Annotated in this window: 18 protein-coding genes; 7 read left to right on the plus strand and 11 right to left on the minus strand. The window is 39.6% G+C overall.

From position 1 onward, the window contains the following. The first annotated feature begins 123 nt into the window (after positions 1–123). Positions 124–660: a peptide-methionine (S)-S-oxide reductase MsrA gene (gene msrA, locus ACSLUF_RS07905; RefSeq protein WP_435625567.1), complete on the plus strand. Its 537-nt coding sequence runs from the start codon at positions 124–126 to the stop codon at positions 658–660. Between the two features lie 97 nt (positions 661–757). Then, positions 758–1,039 carry a hypothetical protein gene (locus ACSLUF_RS07910; RefSeq protein ID WP_435625568.1) on the plus strand — a complete coding sequence of 94 codons (282 nt, stop codon included), beginning with the start codon at positions 758–760 and terminating at the stop codon, positions 1,037–1,039. 122 nt (positions 1,040–1,161) lie between these two features. Here the strand turns inward: ACSLUF_RS07910 and ACSLUF_RS07915 are convergent, their stop codons facing one another. From ACSLUF_RS07915 to ACSLUF_RS07955, 9 genes are all read right to left on the minus strand, one after another. After that, on the minus strand, positions 1,162–1,782 hold the full coding sequence (locus tag ACSLUF_RS07915) for a GTP cyclohydrolase (RefSeq protein WP_435625569.1): 621 nt from the start codon (positions 1,780–1,782) through the stop codon (positions 1,162–1,164). Between the two features lie 117 nt (positions 1,783–1,899). After that, positions 1,900–4,218, minus strand: coding sequence for a TonB-dependent receptor (locus ACSLUF_RS07920; protein ID WP_435625570.1), 2,319 nt, complete (start codon positions 4,216–4,218; stop codon positions 1,900–1,902). 223 nt (positions 4,219–4,441) lie between these two features. Next, on the minus strand, positions 4,442–4,738 hold the full coding sequence (locus ACSLUF_RS07925; RefSeq protein WP_435625571.1) for a hypothetical protein: 297 nt from the start codon (positions 4,736–4,738) through the stop codon (positions 4,442–4,444). A gap of 68 nt (positions 4,739–4,806) precedes the next feature. Beyond that, positions 4,807–5,322, minus strand: coding sequence for a DUF6787 family protein (locus tag ACSLUF_RS07930; RefSeq protein WP_435625572.1), 516 nt, complete (start codon positions 5,320–5,322; stop codon positions 4,807–4,809). Between the two features lie 30 nt (positions 5,323–5,352). After that, complete coding sequence (locus tag ACSLUF_RS07935; protein ID WP_435625573.1) at positions 5,353–5,811, minus strand: DUF6146 family protein; 459 nt, start codon at positions 5,809–5,811, stop codon at positions 5,353–5,355. A 65-nt stretch (positions 5,812–5,876) separates the two neighbouring features. Beyond that, positions 5,877–6,515 carry a DUF937 domain-containing protein gene (locus tag ACSLUF_RS07940; protein ID WP_435625574.1) on the minus strand — a complete coding sequence of 213 codons (639 nt, stop codon included), beginning with the start codon at positions 6,513–6,515 and terminating at the stop codon, positions 5,877–5,879. Positions 6,516–6,592: 77 nt separating this feature from the next. Then, positions 6,593–7,549, minus strand: a complete 957-nt coding sequence (locus tag ACSLUF_RS07945) for a D-2-hydroxyacid dehydrogenase (RefSeq protein WP_435625575.1) — start codon at positions 7,547–7,549, stop codon at positions 6,593–6,595. A 2-nt stretch (positions 7,550–7,551) separates the two neighbouring features. Then, complete coding sequence (gene serC, locus ACSLUF_RS07950; protein WP_435625576.1) at positions 7,552–8,616, minus strand: 3-phosphoserine/phosphohydroxythreonine transaminase; 1,065 nt, start codon at positions 8,614–8,616, stop codon at positions 7,552–7,554. A gap of 90 nt (positions 8,617–8,706) precedes the next feature. Next, on the minus strand, positions 8,707–9,693 hold the full coding sequence (locus ACSLUF_RS07955; RefSeq protein WP_435625577.1) for an acyl-CoA reductase: 987 nt from the start codon (positions 9,691–9,693) through the stop codon (positions 8,707–8,709). 148 nt (positions 9,694–9,841) lie between these two features. Here ACSLUF_RS07955 and ACSLUF_RS07960 point away from each other — a divergent pair, with 148 nt between their 5' ends. The 5 genes from ACSLUF_RS07960 (at position 9,842) to ACSLUF_RS07980 (ending at position 17,026) form a co-directional block, all read left to right on the plus strand. Further along, positions 9,842–10,192, plus strand: coding sequence for a 4Fe-4S dicluster domain-containing protein (locus ACSLUF_RS07960; protein ID WP_435625578.1), 351 nt, complete (start codon positions 9,842–9,844; stop codon positions 10,190–10,192). Positions 10,193–10,297: 105 nt separating this feature from the next. After that, on the plus strand, positions 10,298–11,392 hold the full coding sequence (ychF, locus tag ACSLUF_RS07965; protein WP_435625579.1) for a redox-regulated ATPase YchF: 1,095 nt from the start codon (positions 10,298–10,300) through the stop codon (positions 11,390–11,392). Between the two features lie 105 nt (positions 11,393–11,497). Next, positions 11,498–13,357 carry a DNA topoisomerase IV subunit B gene (locus ACSLUF_RS07970; RefSeq protein ID WP_435625580.1) on the plus strand — a complete coding sequence of 620 codons (1,860 nt, stop codon included), beginning with the start codon at positions 11,498–11,500 and terminating at the stop codon, positions 13,355–13,357. Positions 13,358–13,379: 22 nt separating this feature from the next. Then, on the plus strand, positions 13,380–16,004 hold the full coding sequence (locus tag ACSLUF_RS07975; protein WP_435625581.1) for a DNA gyrase/topoisomerase IV subunit A: 2,625 nt from the start codon (positions 13,380–13,382) through the stop codon (positions 16,002–16,004). 65 nt (positions 16,005–16,069) lie between these two features. Further along, positions 16,070–17,026 (plus strand): sterol desaturase family protein, encoded by a 957-nt coding sequence (locus tag ACSLUF_RS07980; protein WP_435625582.1) that lies wholly within the window; start codon positions 16,070–16,072, stop codon positions 17,024–17,026. Here the strand turns inward: ACSLUF_RS07980 and ACSLUF_RS07985 are convergent, their stop codons facing one another. Both ACSLUF_RS07985 and ACSLUF_RS07990 read right to left on the minus strand, forming a co-directional pair. Next, a complete protein-coding gene (locus tag ACSLUF_RS07985) occupies positions 17,027–17,836 on the minus strand; it encodes a TerC family protein (protein ID WP_435625583.1) in 810 nt (269 codons plus the stop codon). 420 nt (positions 17,837–18,256) lie between these two features. After that, positions 18,257–18,652: a helix-turn-helix transcriptional regulator gene (locus tag ACSLUF_RS07990; RefSeq protein WP_435625584.1), complete on the minus strand. Its 396-nt coding sequence runs from the start codon at positions 18,650–18,652 to the stop codon at positions 18,257–18,259. Positions 18,653–18,690: the final 38 nt, after the last annotated feature.

Consider the following 18,690-nt stretch of genomic DNA (forward strand, 5'->3'; position numbering starts at 1 on the left):
TTCTGAAAAGAAGGTTTTTTACAATCATCCCGACTAATAATAGGAAGTTAAAGGTTATACGAATATGGTAGAACCAATAACTAGGTTTACCTTTATACTAAAATTGACAAAAAGAATAACATAATGGAATCGATAGCAATTTTTGCCGGAGGTTGTTTCTGGTGCACAGAAGCTGTTTTTCAAAGATTAAATGGTGTTAAGGAGGTAATTTCAGGATATACGGGAGGCACTATTAAAAATCCTGCATATCGCGAAATTTGTACGGGTAGGACAGGCCATGCTGAGGCTGTAAAGATAGTATTTGATGCTTCTGAAGTTTCTTTCACAGAACTATTGGAAGTATTTTTTGCGACACATGACCCCACTACATTGAATAGACAAGGTAATGATGTCGGTACTCAGTATAGAAGCGAAATATTTTATACCTCAGAGGAACAGAAGGTACAAGCAGAGGCCTTCATTGCATTATTGGAAAAGGAAAAGGTTTTTGGTTCTCCCATAGTCACCGCAATTTCGGAGGAAAAGCCGTTTTACAATGCAGAGATTGAGCATCAAAACTATTACAACGACAATAAGATGCAACCCTATTGTCAGTTTATTATCAATCCAAAAATCAAAAAGCTGAATCAGCATTTTTCAAGTAAACTAGGCACAACCTAAATAGGTCGACCAAGAGCTTGACATAAATTTCCAGGCAATTAACTTGGATTGGCCCTAGAGATTTTTCTCTTTGACTCCGTTTTGCTATTTTTCACCAATGGCAAAGGAAAAAGATTCAAAGTACAAGGATTTACTACTCGGATTACTTTTTGATTGTATTGGCATGCTTTCATTTGTCATACCAGGAATTGGTGAATTCTCAGATGTTATTTGGGCTCCACTGGCTGGTTGGTTGATGACCCGAATGTATAAGGGTAAAATAGGACAAGTTGCCGGGGTGGTTACGTTCGTAGAGGAACTGGTACCTGGATGGGATTTTGTACCTAGTTTTACTTTAATGTGGATATATACCCACTTACTTTCCAAAGGAAATAAATAAGGGAGTCCCTTTATAGAACTCCCCTATACAGAAAACTAACAAATCTCGGGCTTGACCTAATTATTATATACGGAAAAAAGTATCGCGCTATTAATTCTTGTATTAAACCAAACCAATGTTGTTTATTGGATATTTAGAACAAAAGTCAAGTTAAAATCACTATCCCCGTCATTAGCACCTGTTGTACTGGTTTTGATATCCGGTTGGTGCTGAAGTCTTGCCGTAAACGTTCCGCCAGTAGTTGTTGCAGCCGGTGTGGTCCAAGTAGTTGACAAACCTACAGGATTCATATTATCATCCATATCATTATAATTGATAGGGTCTGAAGCCGTATCCACATTACCATCGCCTAAAGGACTGTCAAAGGCATCGTTGGTAAAGCTAAAGAAGAATTGGTGTTCGTCATCTTCCTCCAAAATTTCTTCGCCAATATCTTCGGCAGGAGTTTCTAAAGCATTTAGGATTTCAAAAGTCAAAGTATACTGGGTATCCACGGCAAGGTTAATTTCACCTTGAACCTCTAATTCTTCAATACCTTCGCCGTCGGGGTCTACTGCGGTAGCAGTTACCACATCCATTGGATTCGCGTCATTGGTAAAGACCAAAGTAACATTGGTGATGACCTCTAACTCCTCTTCTTCCTCAGGAGCTGCATCGTCATCATCACTACAACTGGTTATCAAAAGGCCAACAAATAATAGGGCCAAAAAACGGTAATTCATAAATTTTTCAATTGTTTTCATTTTTACTTTTTTTTATTTGTTTAATTGTTTCTGTTTTTATTAATACTTGGTGTCAAATTTTACTTAGTTTTTTAGGGAGGTCGGGTAATAACTAACCTCGATTTTGGGGCATTTTGTTTAATCATTTTTTTTGGATTTAAATGAATAGTTAAGGGTAAAAAATATATTTCTTCCGGGCTCGTCAGCAAAGTATCGCAAGTCATTTAGATAATTGCGATATCTTGCATTTAAGAGGTTGGTTACAGCAATGGTTGCGGAAAAGTCCTTCCATGTAACATTCCATGAAGCATCCAATAAAAAATAACCATCGGGAGGATCTATAAAGTCAAAAATTTCTGATTCTGTGGTTATTTGCACCGAGCCATCCGCAAGGCTTTCCAATGGAATAGTTCTGGGAGCTTGAAATTGTCTAAAGGTATAGCTGGGACGAACGGTCAAGCTAGAAGATTCGAATTCCCATAACTTGCCAAGATTCCACTGTAGTTCGTAATTCGTGGAAATCGGAGGCTGGTTAATCAAATCCCCTTCCTGATTGAAGGTGGTAGTCCATAGGTAGCTAAATCCAAAAATACCTGTTATGTCATCTGTCCATTCCTTTCTCCAACTGTAATCTGCCCCAAGAAACAATGCGTCTACCTGGTCAAAGAAAAACGCGGTATTGGGACCTCTAACCGTACCAAAGACTCCAATAGGCCTGTCAAAAACAAAGTTTTCGATAAAATGGGAGTAGACAGTTATATTATGTTGGTTACCATTCTTGTAGGTCTGGAATTCATTGATGAATTTATAGCCTCTTTCAGGTTCCACGTCACTGTCTTCAAATAGGGTAACTTCACTAGTGCTAGGGGTGCCATTTGTATTGCTAAATCGTAGTAATCCAAAAATGCTCTCATATCGCTGCTGCCCAAAACTGAAAAGTTCAAAAACATTCGGAGTACGCCATGCAGTTCCAAGATTTGTTCGGAACGTGCTGTTCTCATTAAATCTCCTGATATAGCCCAGTGAAGTGGTTAAGTTCGTGAAGCTGTAATTATCACGGAATATATCTTGGTTGGTCTCCCGACCTCGGACGTCATTGGATTCAAAGTCAACTCGAACCCCGGCCTCAAAAGTGTTTTTTCCAAAACCTAAGCTTTCCGTTATAAATGCACTATACCTTTCTATGTTATAGTTGGGAACAAGAGGTGTGGTTTGGGTACCCGGATTATTATCATTGTTCTGGCTAAAATATTGGACTCCTATAAGACCATTCAACCCATACCACCTAGGATGTTGCCATTCCAATTGATAGTCGTAGGTGAGCAAATCAAGGTCAATTATAGGAAGGTTGGAATTTCTACGTACATCGAATTCATCCCGTTTATTTAATTGAACGCCTCCCCGAAATGTAAGTTTTGCGTCACTGGAATACCACCAACTAATTTCTGCCTTGGCCAAGTGATGTTGGACGGTTTGATTGGGTTCATTAATATCATAGGAAAAGGAATTGATGATAAGCGGTTCATCTGCATTGATAGACCGAATAAATGCCTCTGCGCTGCTTGCTATGGAAGACCGCAAAAGTGCAAGATTTTGGTCAATGAAGCTGTAATTGATTTTAAAATCCCAATTGTCAAGATGGCGAAGAACCCCAAAACCAAAAGCCTTTTCTTCTCTTCCCGAGTTTGTCAGATTGTAGTCGGGAGTCTTCCTGTCACCAATTCGGATATAGCTACCATTCACATAATAGCTCCATTTATCGGTACCCTTACCGATTTCCAAGTTGGTATTATAACCTCTTCCGTTAGTCTGGTACCCGACACCGATATTGGCGTATAAAGGATTATTTAGCAGCAGAGGATTGGATTCTATGAGGATAGCTCCCCCGAGTGCTTCAGGCCCGTAACGAACACCAGCAGCACCTTTGACCACAGTAAAGCTATTTGCGGAATTCACATCGATTTCCGGAGCATGTTCCGTTCCCCAGGTCTGAAAACCGTGTTTAAGCCCATTGTTAAGGATTAAAATGCGATTTCCCGATAATCCATGAATAACAGGAAGCTCCACATTAGTACCAACGGAGGCAAGAGTTACACCTTGTTGATTTGATAAAACAGATGCCAAGCTCTGTGTAGGTTTGCTTGATATTTCAGCTTTACTGACGGTAACCTGAGCAATGGATTCGGTCCCTTTGTCTTTGTTCTTTTCAGCTTGTATGGTTACTTCATCCAGTCCAACAATAGTTGGTGTCAAAAAAATATGGGGGGATGTTCCATGATCATGATGATGCTCATGTTCTGATTCTGAGTAACCCAAACAAGAAATAATCAAGGTATTGGTTTCAGAGCAAACCCCTTGAATGGTATAAATACCATTTTGGTCGGTGATGTCGTACTTGTCTGTATTGCTTATTCGCACAGTAACGTAGGGTATGGGGGCCTTAGTTTCTGCATCCAATATTTTTCCACTAATTGAAAGGGTACAAGGATTCTTCTGTGCAACAATTGAGACTGGAAAGAACACCAAAAACAAAAAAAAGGATAATTTAAAATTCACTATATATAAATCGTGAGAATGCATATTGAGTTGAAACAAACTCAGTAAATCAATTTAAAGGCTTAATACATAAAGATTTAAAACCAAATAAGCCTTATACTCATCTAATCTGAGAATACTATTCCTAGGATTTGAATACTTGAGGTGGGGGTCTGGAAAAAAGGAGATTTATTCCAGAATCTGTAGAAAGGGATTCTGGTTTTAAAAGTAAAGCGTTGTTAATTAGAATAATCTCTTGTATTCCAGTTAGGGAAGGAGAGGGGATATCCAGGTCTGAGGTCTGGTTTTCCAGAACCAAGTCACAGATTTCACAGTTTTCCACTGAGTCACAATCATCATGATGATGGGTATAAACATGGAATCCCGACACTTTAAATAGTATCAAGCCTGCAAAAAGTAAAAAGCCTAACATCTTTTTCACCTGCAACATGTTGCAAATCTAGAGAAATTGATGTGATTATTTGTACCTATTTTAAATAAAAACACCTTTTACGGGATTAGGAATCCCAACCCCATCCGTTTAAGCATTTTCTTTTCGAAGTTCCAGAAAAATGCGAATTGGCCAAAAATCCAACCAAAGAACACTAAAAGTATTTGGTAGATTGGAAAAATAAGAAGTATGCGAGCCGTCCAAAAAATCCAGCCACTGACTTCCCCCTGTTTTAATCCTAGAAATTCAGTAAAAGGACCTGCCAATTTTCCTGAAATACTGCCGGTAATAGCAAAAACAATAAAAATGGCAATCATTTCCCAGCGTTCTTCTACTGGCCACTTTGTTTTCAATTTCTCAAAACACCACAGGAAAAACCTGAGCATTCCAAAGTAAAGAATGGCGCCTATACCCAAGGTAAAAACCCACTCAAAGCTCGTATTGTTTAAACCAAACCAATGTAGAAACCGTCTAGCAATTAGGTAAGCAGTTAGAATAGTCAGCAACACACCAAGAAAAGGAAATAGTAATTGCCAATTCTGGGAGATGTCCCATCTTTTTTTGATTTTTTCCATCAACTAAATTTCGATGGCAAAAATAGCATATTAAATTCTTGGAATAAAGGGTCCTAAGCGCTGATTATATTTTCTTTGAAAGTATATGAAGTAATTATACAGCTTGTAATTTACGTCGTATCCATAGTCGATGGCTGGACTATAATTTATCTCAAACTGATATAACTGCGGATTAAAATTAAAAGGTTGTTGTACCCTGAGGTTCCAGTTGATAACCAAGATATTATTTCTTGTTTCCAAGAAGCTTTGGGAATAGTGCCCCTTTGGCCTTGCAATACTCTGCAGCCAGGTATAGAAGCCCGGTTCAATAATGATTATTTCATATTCGGTTTCTTCACTGGATATTTCTACAGCTTCCTTTTCTTCTGATGCGAAGTATGCTTTTTCTTCTTCAGAAATATTCAAAGAATCTTTTTGGGCATTAATAGCCGATACCAAAAAAAAGCAGAGGAGTAATGGGACAAATTGTATATAATTTTTCTTTTTCATATGAAAAAGGTACAAAAAAGCCATTCGGTATCCCAAATGGCTAAGTTAAAATACGTTAAGAAGGTCTATTTTCCGAAAAGCCCACCAAGAAGACCTCCCAGACCACTACTTTTTTTACTTCCACTGTTCAAAACCATTCCCGCCAAGTCATCAATAACACTACCATCACCATCAGAATCTAGGAAAGTTTCAATTAATGATTGTTCTTTTTGGGTATTACTTCCTCCCATAAGACCTCCAAGAAGTCCACTCAAAGCATCAGGGCTACTTACATTTTGCTGTCTGGTTTGTTTCCCTAGGTACCCTAAAAGAATGGGGGCGGCAATTTGAAGAATCTGGGAAATGGATCCAGCGTCAATCCCTGATCTACTGCTCAAAGCATTTTCTACCTGAGGTTGTTTTGAACCAAAAACGTGTCCCAATATACCCGCTCCATCGTCCATTACCGATTGATCAACACCACCGCCAAAAAGGCCTCCCAAATCATTCAAAATACTACCGTCATGCTTGGAAGATAGGGCGTTCATTAAACCTTGCGCTCCTGATGAAGAAGTTGAGTTCTTTTTCATGGCGCCCATCAATAATGGCATGGCCATTCCCAAAACATCAGCAGTTTTGCTTTCAGATTGACCTGTTTGGCCAGCAACGCCGCTTATCAATTGTTTGCCCATTGGGCTATTCAGTAAATCTAATAATCCTGACATTTTAAAAAGTGTTTAGTATGAAATGGTAATGTACAAAAAAGAAGGCTTACCCTACATTTTGGACGGTTAAAACAGTATTATTTTAATAGTGCGATTGTTTGGGTTGCCAACTCCAAACCAATTTTATCTTGTGCCTCTTGTGTGGAGGCTCCAATATGGGGGGATAGTGATATTTTAGGATGCATCAAAATTTTAATTTCCGGTTTAGGTTCGGATTCAAATACATCGAGTCCAGCAAAGGCCAATTTATCCGTGTCCAATGCTTCCGTTAGCGCCACCTCATCAATAATCCCTCCACGGGAAGCATTTACTATTCCTGCTCCAGGTTTCATCATTCCAAATTCAGTATGGCCCAAGACATATCCATTTTTTTGAGCTGGAACGTGAATGCTGATGAAATCAGATTCCTTTAAAAGTTCCTCCATCTTGGCCCCCTTAAGTTTAAATGATACGGCTTGTCCGTCATAAAAGTCAAGCTTCAAATCCACTTCTTCATGATGATGATCATGAAAAAGTACTCGCATACCCATGCCTAATGCCATTTGCGCAGTGGCTTGACCAATTCGACCAAATCCAATTATTCCAAGAGTTTTACCCTTGAGTTCAGTTCCTTTTGCATAACTTTTTTTGAGCTGCTTAAAACTACTGTCTCCCTCCAAAGGCATGTCACGATTCGCCTTGTGCAAAAACCGTACTCCGCTCAATAAATGTGCAAATACCAATTCTGCTACGGATTGGGATGAAGAAGCTGGGGTATTTATTACATGGATTCCTTTTGACTTCGCATAGTCCACATCGATATTGTCCATTCCTACCCCGCCACGACCAATCAATTGTAAGGTCGGGCATGCATCAATAAGCGGTTTTCTGACTTGCGTAGCACTACGAACCAAAAGGACGTTAATCCCATTTTGGTTGATGTAATTTTCCAACTGCTCCTGGGCTACTCTAGTAATTTTTACTTCGAAACCTTCCTTTTCCAAGGCATCAATCCCAGCCTGGGAGATGCCATCATTGGCCAAAACCTTGTGCATATTTATCCTTTTTTCTCCAATTCACTCATGATATCCACTAGTACTCCTACGCTTTCCAAAGACATGGCGTTGTACATGGAAGCACGGTATCCTCCCACGGAACGGTGTCCACTAATACCATTTATGCCCGCCTCTTTGCACTTTTCGTCAAAAAGCTCTTTTAAGGTCTCGTCCGTAATATTAAACGTTGCATTCATATTTGAGCGGTCCTCTTTGGCAGCAAAACCTGAAAAAACAGGGTTCAATTCTATTTCGGAATAAATAAGATTCGCTTTTTTCTCGTTGATTTCTTCTATAGCAGCAATTCCACCCAAATCCTTAAGCCACTGCATGGTCAACATAGATACGTAAACCGCAAATACTGGTGGAGTATTGAACATACTATCTTTTCCGGCATGCACCTTATAGCTAAGCATGGATGGGATTTGACGCGAAACCGTATCAAACATCTCCTCTTTAACAACAACCAGTGTAGTTCCGGCTGGTCCCATATTTTTTTGGGCACCTGCATAGATAAGGTCAAACTGGGAAAAGTCAAGCTGTCTTGAAAAAATATCAGAACTCATATCACAGACCAACGGAACATCAGTAATTGGGAACTCTTTAATTTGGGTTCCAAAAATGGTATTGTTGGAAGTAAGGTGCAAATAATCCAAATCGCTAGGTACATTGTACCCTTTAGGAATATAATTGAAGTTCTGGTCCTGTGAGGAAGCCACTTCTACGATTTCTCCGAAGAGCCTTGCTTCCTTTATCGCTTTAAGACTCCATGTCCCCGTATTCACATATCCAGCTTTTTTGTCTAAAAGATTGTAAGCAGCCATCAAAAATTGAGTACTCGCTCCCCCTTGGAGAAAAAGCGCATGGTATCCTTTATTTTCTAATCCCAAAAGTTCCAGAGCTAAGGAACGAGCTTGCTCCATAATTGCAACAAATTCCTTGCTGCGATGTGAAATTTCTATTAAAGAAAGACCTATACCATCCAATTCAACTACAGCTTCTGAAGCCTTTTTCATGACTTCCTGCGGTAAAATGCAAGGTCCAGCACTAAAATTGTGTTTTTTCATTTTTGGAAGAGTTTTGGTGTTCACAAAAGCAAGGGCCAAAGGTCTAAAAAAAACTTGGAAGGGAAAACCCTTATTTGCAGACAAATGAGCTTATCCTAAACTGAGTAAGAACTCCATTGTGTCCACACCGTCAGCATAATCGTTCAAAGCGGGAGTTTGGGTTTGGCCGAAAGGTATTTCGTTTTCGAATCCTTCTTGTGAGACGATGCATTGAATATGTTCGCTTTGGTTGGCTAGTGTATTCTTCAGAGTAGACGTATCAGCATAAAACTCATAAAATAAGCATGCTATTGGCGAGGAGAAGCCTTCATCTTCTTTTAAGACCAGAAAACCATTATCCAAAACTTTGATTTCACTCATCAAATAAACCGCTTTATTGTAATCATAATTATTGGCATACTTATTTTGATGGATGATTTCTTGGAAATTGAAAATAGCCTTGTAGAAATTATCAAAATCATATCCTTCAGGTACATACAACTTAGACACATTACGACATCCTAGGCCATAATACCGGAAAATATCTTCTCCTAGCGCTTGTAGTTCTTCTTGACCTTCTGTGCCGGTTAGCACTGCTACGGAATTCCTGTTTTTTCGTATGATATTGGGATATTTCCCAAAATAATACTCAAAATATCTACTGGTATTATTGCTTCCTGTTGCAATGACCGCATCAAAATGCTCCAACTTTTCTTCTGTGAACGCAATGAAGCCCTTAAGATTAGGTGAGTAGGTAATGAGTATTTGCGCTAAAAAAGGTAATAGCAGTTTATCATTGGAAGAAAGCTTGGCCAACACTCGATTTCCGGAAAGTAAAACAGCTATAAAGTCATGAAAACCAACTAATGGAATGTTTCCTGCCATAATTATGGCTACAGTTTTTGGAATTTTCCCACTTTCGATTTTGTAATGACTTAACCATTGGGTTAATTTCTTCTCGGTTAACAGATTGGCCCATTGCTGCAAGGCAAATTCAAGATTTTCAGAAATGAACCAGCTGTTTTTTGCCTCAGCTTTTACAAGAATATTTTGAAAATCCTGAAGTTGGTCCCTATCAGGATTGTTTTTTTTTGCCAAATATTCGTTTAAAAAGCTTCCAAGTTTAACAAAAGCTTGCAAAGTTGACTCTTGTTGCGTCATTATATTTGTACACTAATTTGCTAGGGTTTATTTTTGTTCAAAAGTAAGCATGCTGAAGGGATTCAGCTAAAAGGAAAAGAAAATTATGGCGATTATCATAACAGACGAGTGCATTAATTGTGGTGCTTGTGAGCCTGAGTGCCCGAATACTGCAATTTACGAAGGTGCCGAAGAGTGGCGTTACAGCGATGGGACATCACTTAGTGGTGACGTTGTTTTACCTGATGGGAAGGCGGTTAACGCTGATGAAGTTCAGGAACCCATTAGTGATGAGATATATTATATTTCCCCAGATAAATGTACAGAATGCATGGGCTTCCATGAAGAACCTCAATGTGCTGCTGTATGTCCTGTTGATTGTTGTGTGCCGGACGAGGATAGGGTAGAGACTGAGGAAGAATTATTAGGCAAGCAAGCCTTTATGCATCCCGAGTGATTAATGAAACAGATTTTATAAGGCCCGGACAAATGTTCGGGCTTTCTTTTTTAAGACTATCTGAATCCTAAATTCTATATTTGCACCCCTTAAAGAAACACTTTCATGAAAGCAGGAATCGTAGGACTGCCCAATGTGGGAAAATCCACTTTGTTTAATTGCTTATCCAATGCAAAGGCGCAGAGCGCCAACTTCCCGTTTTGTACCATAGAACCTAATATTGGTGTGGTTAATGTGCCCGATAGTCGTTTGGAAAAGTTAGAATCTTTGGTGCAGCCAGAAAAAGTAATTCCAGCTACAGTCGAAATTGTGGACATTGCTGGTTTGGTAAAAGGAGCTAGCAAAGGCGAAGGTTTGGGGAACCAGTTTCTAGGAAACATTCGTGAAACCGATGCGATTCTGCATGTCCTTCGATGCTTTGATAATGATAACATTGTTCATGTGGATGGTTCTGTAGACCCTATTCGTGATAAGGAGACTATTGACATGGAGTTGCAGTTGAAAGATTTGGAAAGTGTTGAGAAGAAATTGGACAAGGTAAAACGTGCTGCCAAAACGGGTAATAAAGATGCCCAAAAAGAAGCGGCAGTACTTAACAGCTTGAAAGAAGGATTGGAAGCTGGAACAAGTGTTCGGGCGATTTCAATTTCGGAAGAGAACAAGACCGAGTTTGTAAAACCTTTGCAGCTTATAACAGATAAACCTGTGATGTATGTCTGCAATGTGGATGAGGAAGCTGCGGCAAGCGGTAATGATTATGTAGAAAAGGTGAAAGCTGCGGTTGCCGACGAAAATGCCGAGGTCATTTTTTTGGCTGTCGGCACTGAAGCTGATATTACCGAACTGGAAACCTATCAAGAGCGTCAGATGTTCTTGGAAGATTTGGGATTGAGTGAACCCGGCTCGGCAAAATTGATTCGTGGGGCTTACAGACTCCTGGATTTAGAAACGTATTTTACCGCTGGCCCGAAAGAAGTCCGCGCTTGGACGATTCCGGTAGGTGCAACTGCACCACAGGCTGCTGGTGTTATCCATACCGATTTTGAAAAGGGCTTTATCCGTGCTGAGGTAATCTCTTTTGAAGACTACTTAAAATTTGAGAGCGAAACCAAAGTAAAAGAAGCAGGCAAAATGCGTATAGAAGGAAAGGAATACATCGTCGAAGATGGCGATGTGATGCATTTCAGATTTAACGTATAAGCCCCAAATTACTGGCTCTATCAACAAAGCTTGTTGATTACTTTCTTTCGGTCATCCTTTGATTTTTGTGGCTAAATTTTAAATTAGCTAGGATTAATCCTATTCATGGCAGAAACTCAATATACCGAAGATAATATTCGTTCCCTAGACTGGAAGGAGCATATTCGTATGCGTCCCGGAATGTACATTGGTAAATTGGGGGATGGCTCATCCGCTGATGATGGTATTTATATTTTATTGAAGGAGGTTATCGATAACTGTATCGATGAGTTTGTCATGGGTGCCGGTAAAACCATCGAAATCAATATTAAGGAGAATATTGTTCATGTTCGGGACTATGGTAGAGGCATTCCCTTAGGTAAGGTCGTGGATGTGGTCTCCAAAATGAACACTGGAGGTAAATACGATACTCGAGCCTTCAAAAAGTCTGTAGGGCTTAATGGGGTTGGGACCAAAGCGGTTAACGCGCTTTCTGCTTATTTTAAAGTCGAATCCAACCGAGATGGCAAGTCTAAATCCGCAGAGTTTCAAACCGGGAATCTGGTCAATGAAGAGCTTTTGGAGGAAACCTCCAGAAGACGTGGGACTAAAGTAAGTTTCACCCCTGATGAAACTATCTTCAAAAAATATAAATACCGGAACGAGTATGTGGAACGCATGCTCAAAAACTATGTCTATCTCAATCCTGGTTTGACCATTGTTTTCAATGGAGAGAAATTCCACTCGGAAAATGGTTTGAAAGATTTGTTGGAAGATACCAACAACGTGGATGATATGTTGTACCCAATTATCCATTTGAAAGGGAACGACATCGAGATAGCTATGACCCATAGCAAAACCCAATACAGTGAGGAATATCACTCTTTTGTGAATGGCCAGCACACCACTCAAGGAGGGACACATCAATCTGCGTTTCGGGAAGCTGTAGTAAAAACTATACGGGAACACTACGGGAAAAACTATGAAGCTTCGGATATCAGAAAATCGATAATATCAGCGATTTCTATTAAAGTAATGGAGCCGGTCTTTGAAAGTCAGACCAAAACTAAACTCGGTTCCACGGATATGGGAGGTGACCTTCCTACTGTTAGGACGTATATCAATGATTTTGTCGGGAGATATCTGGATAATTACCTTCATAAAAACCCAGATACCCGTGATGCTATACAGCGGAAAATAATCCAAGCGGAAAAGGAACGCAAGGAGTTATCAGGAATACGTAAACTGGCCAGAGAGCGAGCCAAAAAAGCAAGTTTACATAACAAGAAGTTACGAGATTGTAGGGTTCATCTTCAGGATATGAAGAAAGACCGTAGATTGGAAACAACCCTCTTTATTACCGAGGGAGATTCCGCTTCTGGTTCGATTACCAAATCGAGGGACGTAAATACCCAAGCGGTTTTTAGTTTACGCGGAAAGCCATTGAACTCTTATGGAATGTCGAAGAAGATTGTCTATGAAAACGAAGAATTCAATTTATTGCAGGCGGCGCTCAATATTGAAGAATCTCTGGAAGATTTGCGGTATAACAATATTGTAATTGCTACAGATGCCGATGTGGATGGGATGCATATCCGATTGCTGCTTATTACCTTTTTCCTCCAATTTTTTCCAGAGTTAATCAAAGAGAATCATCTGTATATTTTGCAGACCCCCCTATTTAGGGTCCGGAACAAAAAGGAAACCATTTACTGTTATAGCGAAGAGGAGAAAAGAAATGCGATTCAAAAGCTATCTGGAAAACCGGAAATCACAAGATTCAAGGGATTAGGGGAAATTTCACCGGATGAGTTCAAACATTTTATTGGAGATGATATCAGGCTGGAACCCGTAATGTTGGACAAGGCTTTGAGCATTGATTCACTTTTGAAATTCTATATGGGTAAAAACACCCCTGACCGACAGGATTTTATTATAAATAACCTTAAAGTAGAACTTGATTTAATAGAAGAAAACCAACTATAAAACAGATAATTAATCCTTCTTAATGGAAGAGAACGACGCATTGAACGAAGAAGGTTTGGAAAACCAAGAAAACTCCCAAGAAACACTGACCAAGGTTACAGGAATGTACAAGGATTGGTTCCTTGACTACGCCTCCTATGTAATTTTGGAAAGGGCTGTTCCTGCTATCGAAGATGGGTTCAAACCTGTCCAACGTCGGATAATGCATGCTTTAAAGGAATTGGATGACGGTCGCTACAATAAAGTGGCGAATGTGGTGGGACATACCATGCAATACCATCCCCATGGAGATGCCAGTATTGCTGATGCTATGGTGCAATTGGGACAGAAAGACCTGTTGATTGACACCCAAGGTAACTGGGGAAATATTCTAACTGGTGATGGAGCTGCTGCATCTCGATATATTGAGGCGCGTTTGTCAAAGTTCGCTTTGGATGTAGTATATAGTCCAAAGATTACCGAATGGCAGCTTTCGTATGACGGTAGGAAGAAGGAGCCTGTTAATCTTCCAGTAAAATTCCCTTTGTTATTGGCTCAAGGAGCAGAGGGGATAGCTGTTGGACTCTCCACCAAAGTTTTGCCTCATAATTTTAATGAGTTAATTGATGCCTCAATCAAACATTTGAAGGGACAGCGTTTCAAGCTGTTTCCGGATTTCCCGACATCAGGAATCATCGATGTTACCAACTACAATGATGGGGTAAGAGGAGGTAAAATAAGGGTTCGTGCCAAAATATCAACCTTGGATAAAAACACCCTGGTCATCAAGGAAATCCCTTATGGTACTAATACCTCATCTTTAATTGATTCCATTCTTAAGGCCAATGATAAGGGGAAAATCAAAATCAAAAAGATTGAGGACAATACTGCGGCGGATGTAGAAATTTTGATTCATTTGCCAAATGGTATTTCTCCAGATAAAACTATTGATGCACTATATGCATTTACTTCTTGTGAGTCTTCTATTTCCCCTTTGGGATGTATTATTGAAGATAACAAACCCCTTTTTATTGGAGTAAAAGAGATGCTGGAACGCTCTACAGATTATACTGTAGAATTGCTTAAAGCAGAGCTTGAGATTCAGTTAAGTGAGTTAGAGGAACAATGGCATTTTGCTTCCTTGGAACGTATTTTCATTGAAAACCGTATTTATCGCGATATAGAAGAAGAGGAGACTTGGGAAGGTGTAATCGCTGCCATTGATAAGGGATTAAAGCCTCATACGAAACATTTGAAGCGAGAGGTTACCGAAGCCGATATTGTTCGACTCACGGAAATTCGAATTAAGCGCATCTCAAAATTTGATTTAGAAAAGGCAGAACAATTTATTGAAAGCCTGAATGATAAAATTGCCGAAACCAAACACCACTTGGAGCATTTGGTGGAATATGCCATTGATTATTTCAAAGACTTAAAGAAAAAATACGGTAAAGGAAAAGAGCGCAAATCTGAAATCAAGATTTTCGACGATATCGAAGCCACTAAAGTGGTTATACGAAATACAAAACTATACGTAAATCGCGAGGAAGGGTTTATTGGCACCTCGCTGCGTAGGGATGAATATGTGACCGACTGCAGTGATATTGACGATATTATTGTCTTTACCAAGAAGGGAGAAATGATGGTCACTAAGGTGGATGCCAAGACTTTTGTGGGCAAAAACATTATCCATGTCGGGGTTTTTAAAAAGAAAGACAGCCGAACCACCTATAATATGATTTATAAAGAGGGTAAAGGAGGTTCTAGCTATATCAAGCGATTCAATGTCACCGGAGTTACCCGAGATAAAATCTACCAATTGGCGGGAACCAAAGCCAGTGCCGATGTGCTTTATTTCACGGCTAACTTAAACGGCGAAGCTGAACTTGTTACGGTACTTCTGCGACAATCAGGAAGCATCAAAAAACTCAAATGGGACTTGGATTTTGCCGATGTCATTATCAAGGGAAGAGCCTCAAAGGGAAATTTGGTCACCAAATACCCGGTAAAACGTATAGAACTAAAAGAAAAAGGCGTTTCCACCCTAAAGCCTCGAAAAATCTGGTTTGATGATGTGGTAAATCGCTTGAATGTGGACGGTCGTGGAGAACTTCTCGGCGAATTCAAGGGAGAGGATTTATTATTGGTCATTGACCAAAAAGGAAAGGTGAAGACTATAGCCCCTGACCTTTTAACTCGCTTTGATGAAAGTATGGTTGTATTGGAAAAATGGAAACCCAATAAACCCTTGTCCGTGGTTCACTATGAAGGAGAAAAGGAGCGATATTATATAAAGCGATTCCTGGTTGAAAACCCAAATAAGGAGGAGGTGGTAATTTCAGACCACGCTAAATCCTTTATGGAATTGGTATCGACAGATTGGAGACCGGTTATAGAAATAGAATTTATAAAACCAAGAGGTAAGGATGTCAAACCAAACCAAACCGTGCATTTGGAGGATTTTATTTCGGTTAAAGGGATAAAGGCCATTGGTAATCAATTGACCTCGGAAAAAGTAAAGAACATCAATATGTTGGAACCACTACCTTATGAAGAGCCGGAAACCAAAGCTGCGGAGGAAATCGAAGTGGTAGACGAGGAAGCGATAGATGCAGATTCCAACAAAAATGATGAAAAAGGGAATTCAGAGCAGCCAAAATTATTTTAATCGGTTTATTCTCCCTATTTTGCTAGACAACTATTCACACCAAGCCATTAGCTGAATTACATTATATGGATTTTACTAACCCGCTGGTCTACGGCGTACCCGTTTTTATTGCCTTTATTTTATTCGAACTTACTTACAGCAAAACCCACGGCGACGATCATCTCTACGATTGGAAAGATTTAGCCGCTAGCGGTTTCATGGGGATTGGCTCAGCACTTCTGGGCCCCTTGTTCAAGGTTATTTTCGCTATTGTTCTCTTTGAAGTGATTTATGAGTTTTGGAATCCTGTGGTTGATGGGACACGGCAAAATCTATTGGGCTACGAATCCTTTGGGTACGCATGGTACGTTTGGCTGCTATGCCAATTGGCAGATGACTTCACCTATTATTGGTTCCATAGGGCAAATCATGAAATCCGTATTCTTTGGGCAGCACATATCGTTCATCACTCCTCAGACAATTTCAACTTGGGCACGGCCGTTCGCAATGGTTGGTTTACCATTTTATATAAGCCCTTATTTTATATGTGGATGCCTGCCATCGGATTTCCTCCAGAGATGGTAGTGGTTTGTTTGGGGATTGAGGCCTTATGGCAATTTCAGTTGCATTCAGTGTATATCCCTAAACTAGGTTTTCTTGAAAAGATTTTCAATACCCATACCATGCACCAAGTGCACCATGCCCAGAATGTAGAATATTTGGATAAAAACCATGGGGGGTTTCTAAACATATTTGACAAGCTCTTTGGAACTTGGAAGGAGTTGGATGATGATATTGATGTAAAATATGGAGTAATTCATTCGCCGAATTCCTATAATCCCGTTGTGATTTTGACCCACGAGTTTAAGGACATCTGGAATGATGTCAAAAAATCAAAAAACTGGTACCACAAGTTTATGTACATCTTTGGTCCCCCAGGCTGGAGCCATGATGGAAGCACATTGACTGTAAAGCAACAGCAAAAGCTGCACAAGGAACACATGGAGCAATATCCCGATTTGGTTTACAACCGCCCGAACTGATTATTCTTCCAGTACTTCATTTTTAGTCTTATTCTTTTTCATTCGTAAATCGAAGAATTCGACCATCAAGGAAAAAGCGATTGCAAAATAGAGATACCCTTTGGGTATAGCACCTATTTCATTATCGAAAACAACAAGATGTGAAAGGTGTGCCGCTTCAGTAATCAGCATAAACCCAATGAGAATTAGAAAAGATAGCCCTAAAATCTGTATAGAGGGGTGCCGATTCACAAAATCCCCGACAGGATTGGCGAATAACATCATTATCAAAACTGAAATGACCACTGCAGTTACCATAAGGACCAGTGCATCTGTTGGATTTGGTGAAATTCCATTGGTCATTCCGATTGCAGTCAGGATGGAATCAAAGGAAAAAACAATGTTGATAACGGTTATTTGAACAATGGCATTGGTTAACGACGATGAACGGGATTTCTTGACTTCACGTTCATCATGCCCTTTGTCTTCGACTTTTTCATGAATTTCTTTGGTACTTTTATACAACAAGAATAAGCCACCTAGAAAAAGAATCAGAGCTTGCCAACTAACCCCACCAGTAATCCAAGATTCATCAAAAACCATAAACGGCTTTTTCAATTTGGTGAGCCAAGTAATTCCAAAAAGCAGCAGGATTCGCATCCCCATGGCCAAAACCAACCCTAAATTGGTCGCTTTCTTTCTATCCTTTTCCTGTAGCTTTCCCGCAGCAATTGAGATAAAAATTATATTATCTATTCCTAAAATAATTTCAAGGAAGGTCAATGTCAATAGAGCCATCCAGGCATCCGGACTGGTAAAAATTTCAAACATGGTTAGTGTATTTTAAATGCAGTGCCCTTAAACTTTCGGGTGTCACCTATAGCGTTATATTCAAATGTATACGAAGAATCAGTTGTGGTCAATATTTTTATGTGAATTGATTTCTCTTCTGCTTTGTTCCTTGGATTTAAATTTTTGAGCACATATTCACAATCATTAATCCACCGTACCGACGAAGAGTCTTGTTTCCCTTCAAAGAAATCAACTTCTATAGTTTCAGTTCTGTGAAAAGTAGTCTTTTTTGTTTCCCCATCAATTGTAGTCGAGAATGAAAATCTTCCAGTCCTATAATCTTTGCAATTTCTTTCCGGGGGAGTACTGCAAGAAAGCACAAATAGCCCAAAAAAAACGCAAGCTGCTTGTTTTACCATGAACGCAAAGTAAGTGTAAAGTCAGAAATGAATGCCAAAACTAGGGCTTTTTTTCTGTGTAGGTCTCGAAAGTTCCATCCGTATAGAAGAATACAATTTTTGCTAGTTCTTTGTTTGAATCAGAACTAAGGGTTGCTGCATTGGTTGGTGAATTTTGCTCTCTTTCTGTAGTTTCAGAAAGGGGTAGGGATGAAGTTTCGGTAATTTCTGTATCAGTATTTGGAAAAGAACCTTTTCCGTTAAGCAACCAGTAGAGATTTACTTCGGGAAAAGTCTTAATCACCTTCATTACAAAATCCAAACTAGGTTTGTTTCTCCCATTGAGAATATGGGACATACTGGAACGTTGTATTCCTATCTTATCCGCAAAGGCAGAAACACCCAATTCATAATGTTCCAGAAGTAGCTTTATCCTATTTACAAAATCAGTATCCACAATTGTAAATTACAATATTTAAAGATACCTGATTCTAA

It is taken from the genome of Flagellimonas sp. (genome assembly GCF_965601775.1).
Lineage (GTDB): Bacteria > Bacteroidota > Bacteroidia > Flavobacteriales > Flavobacteriaceae > Flagellimonas.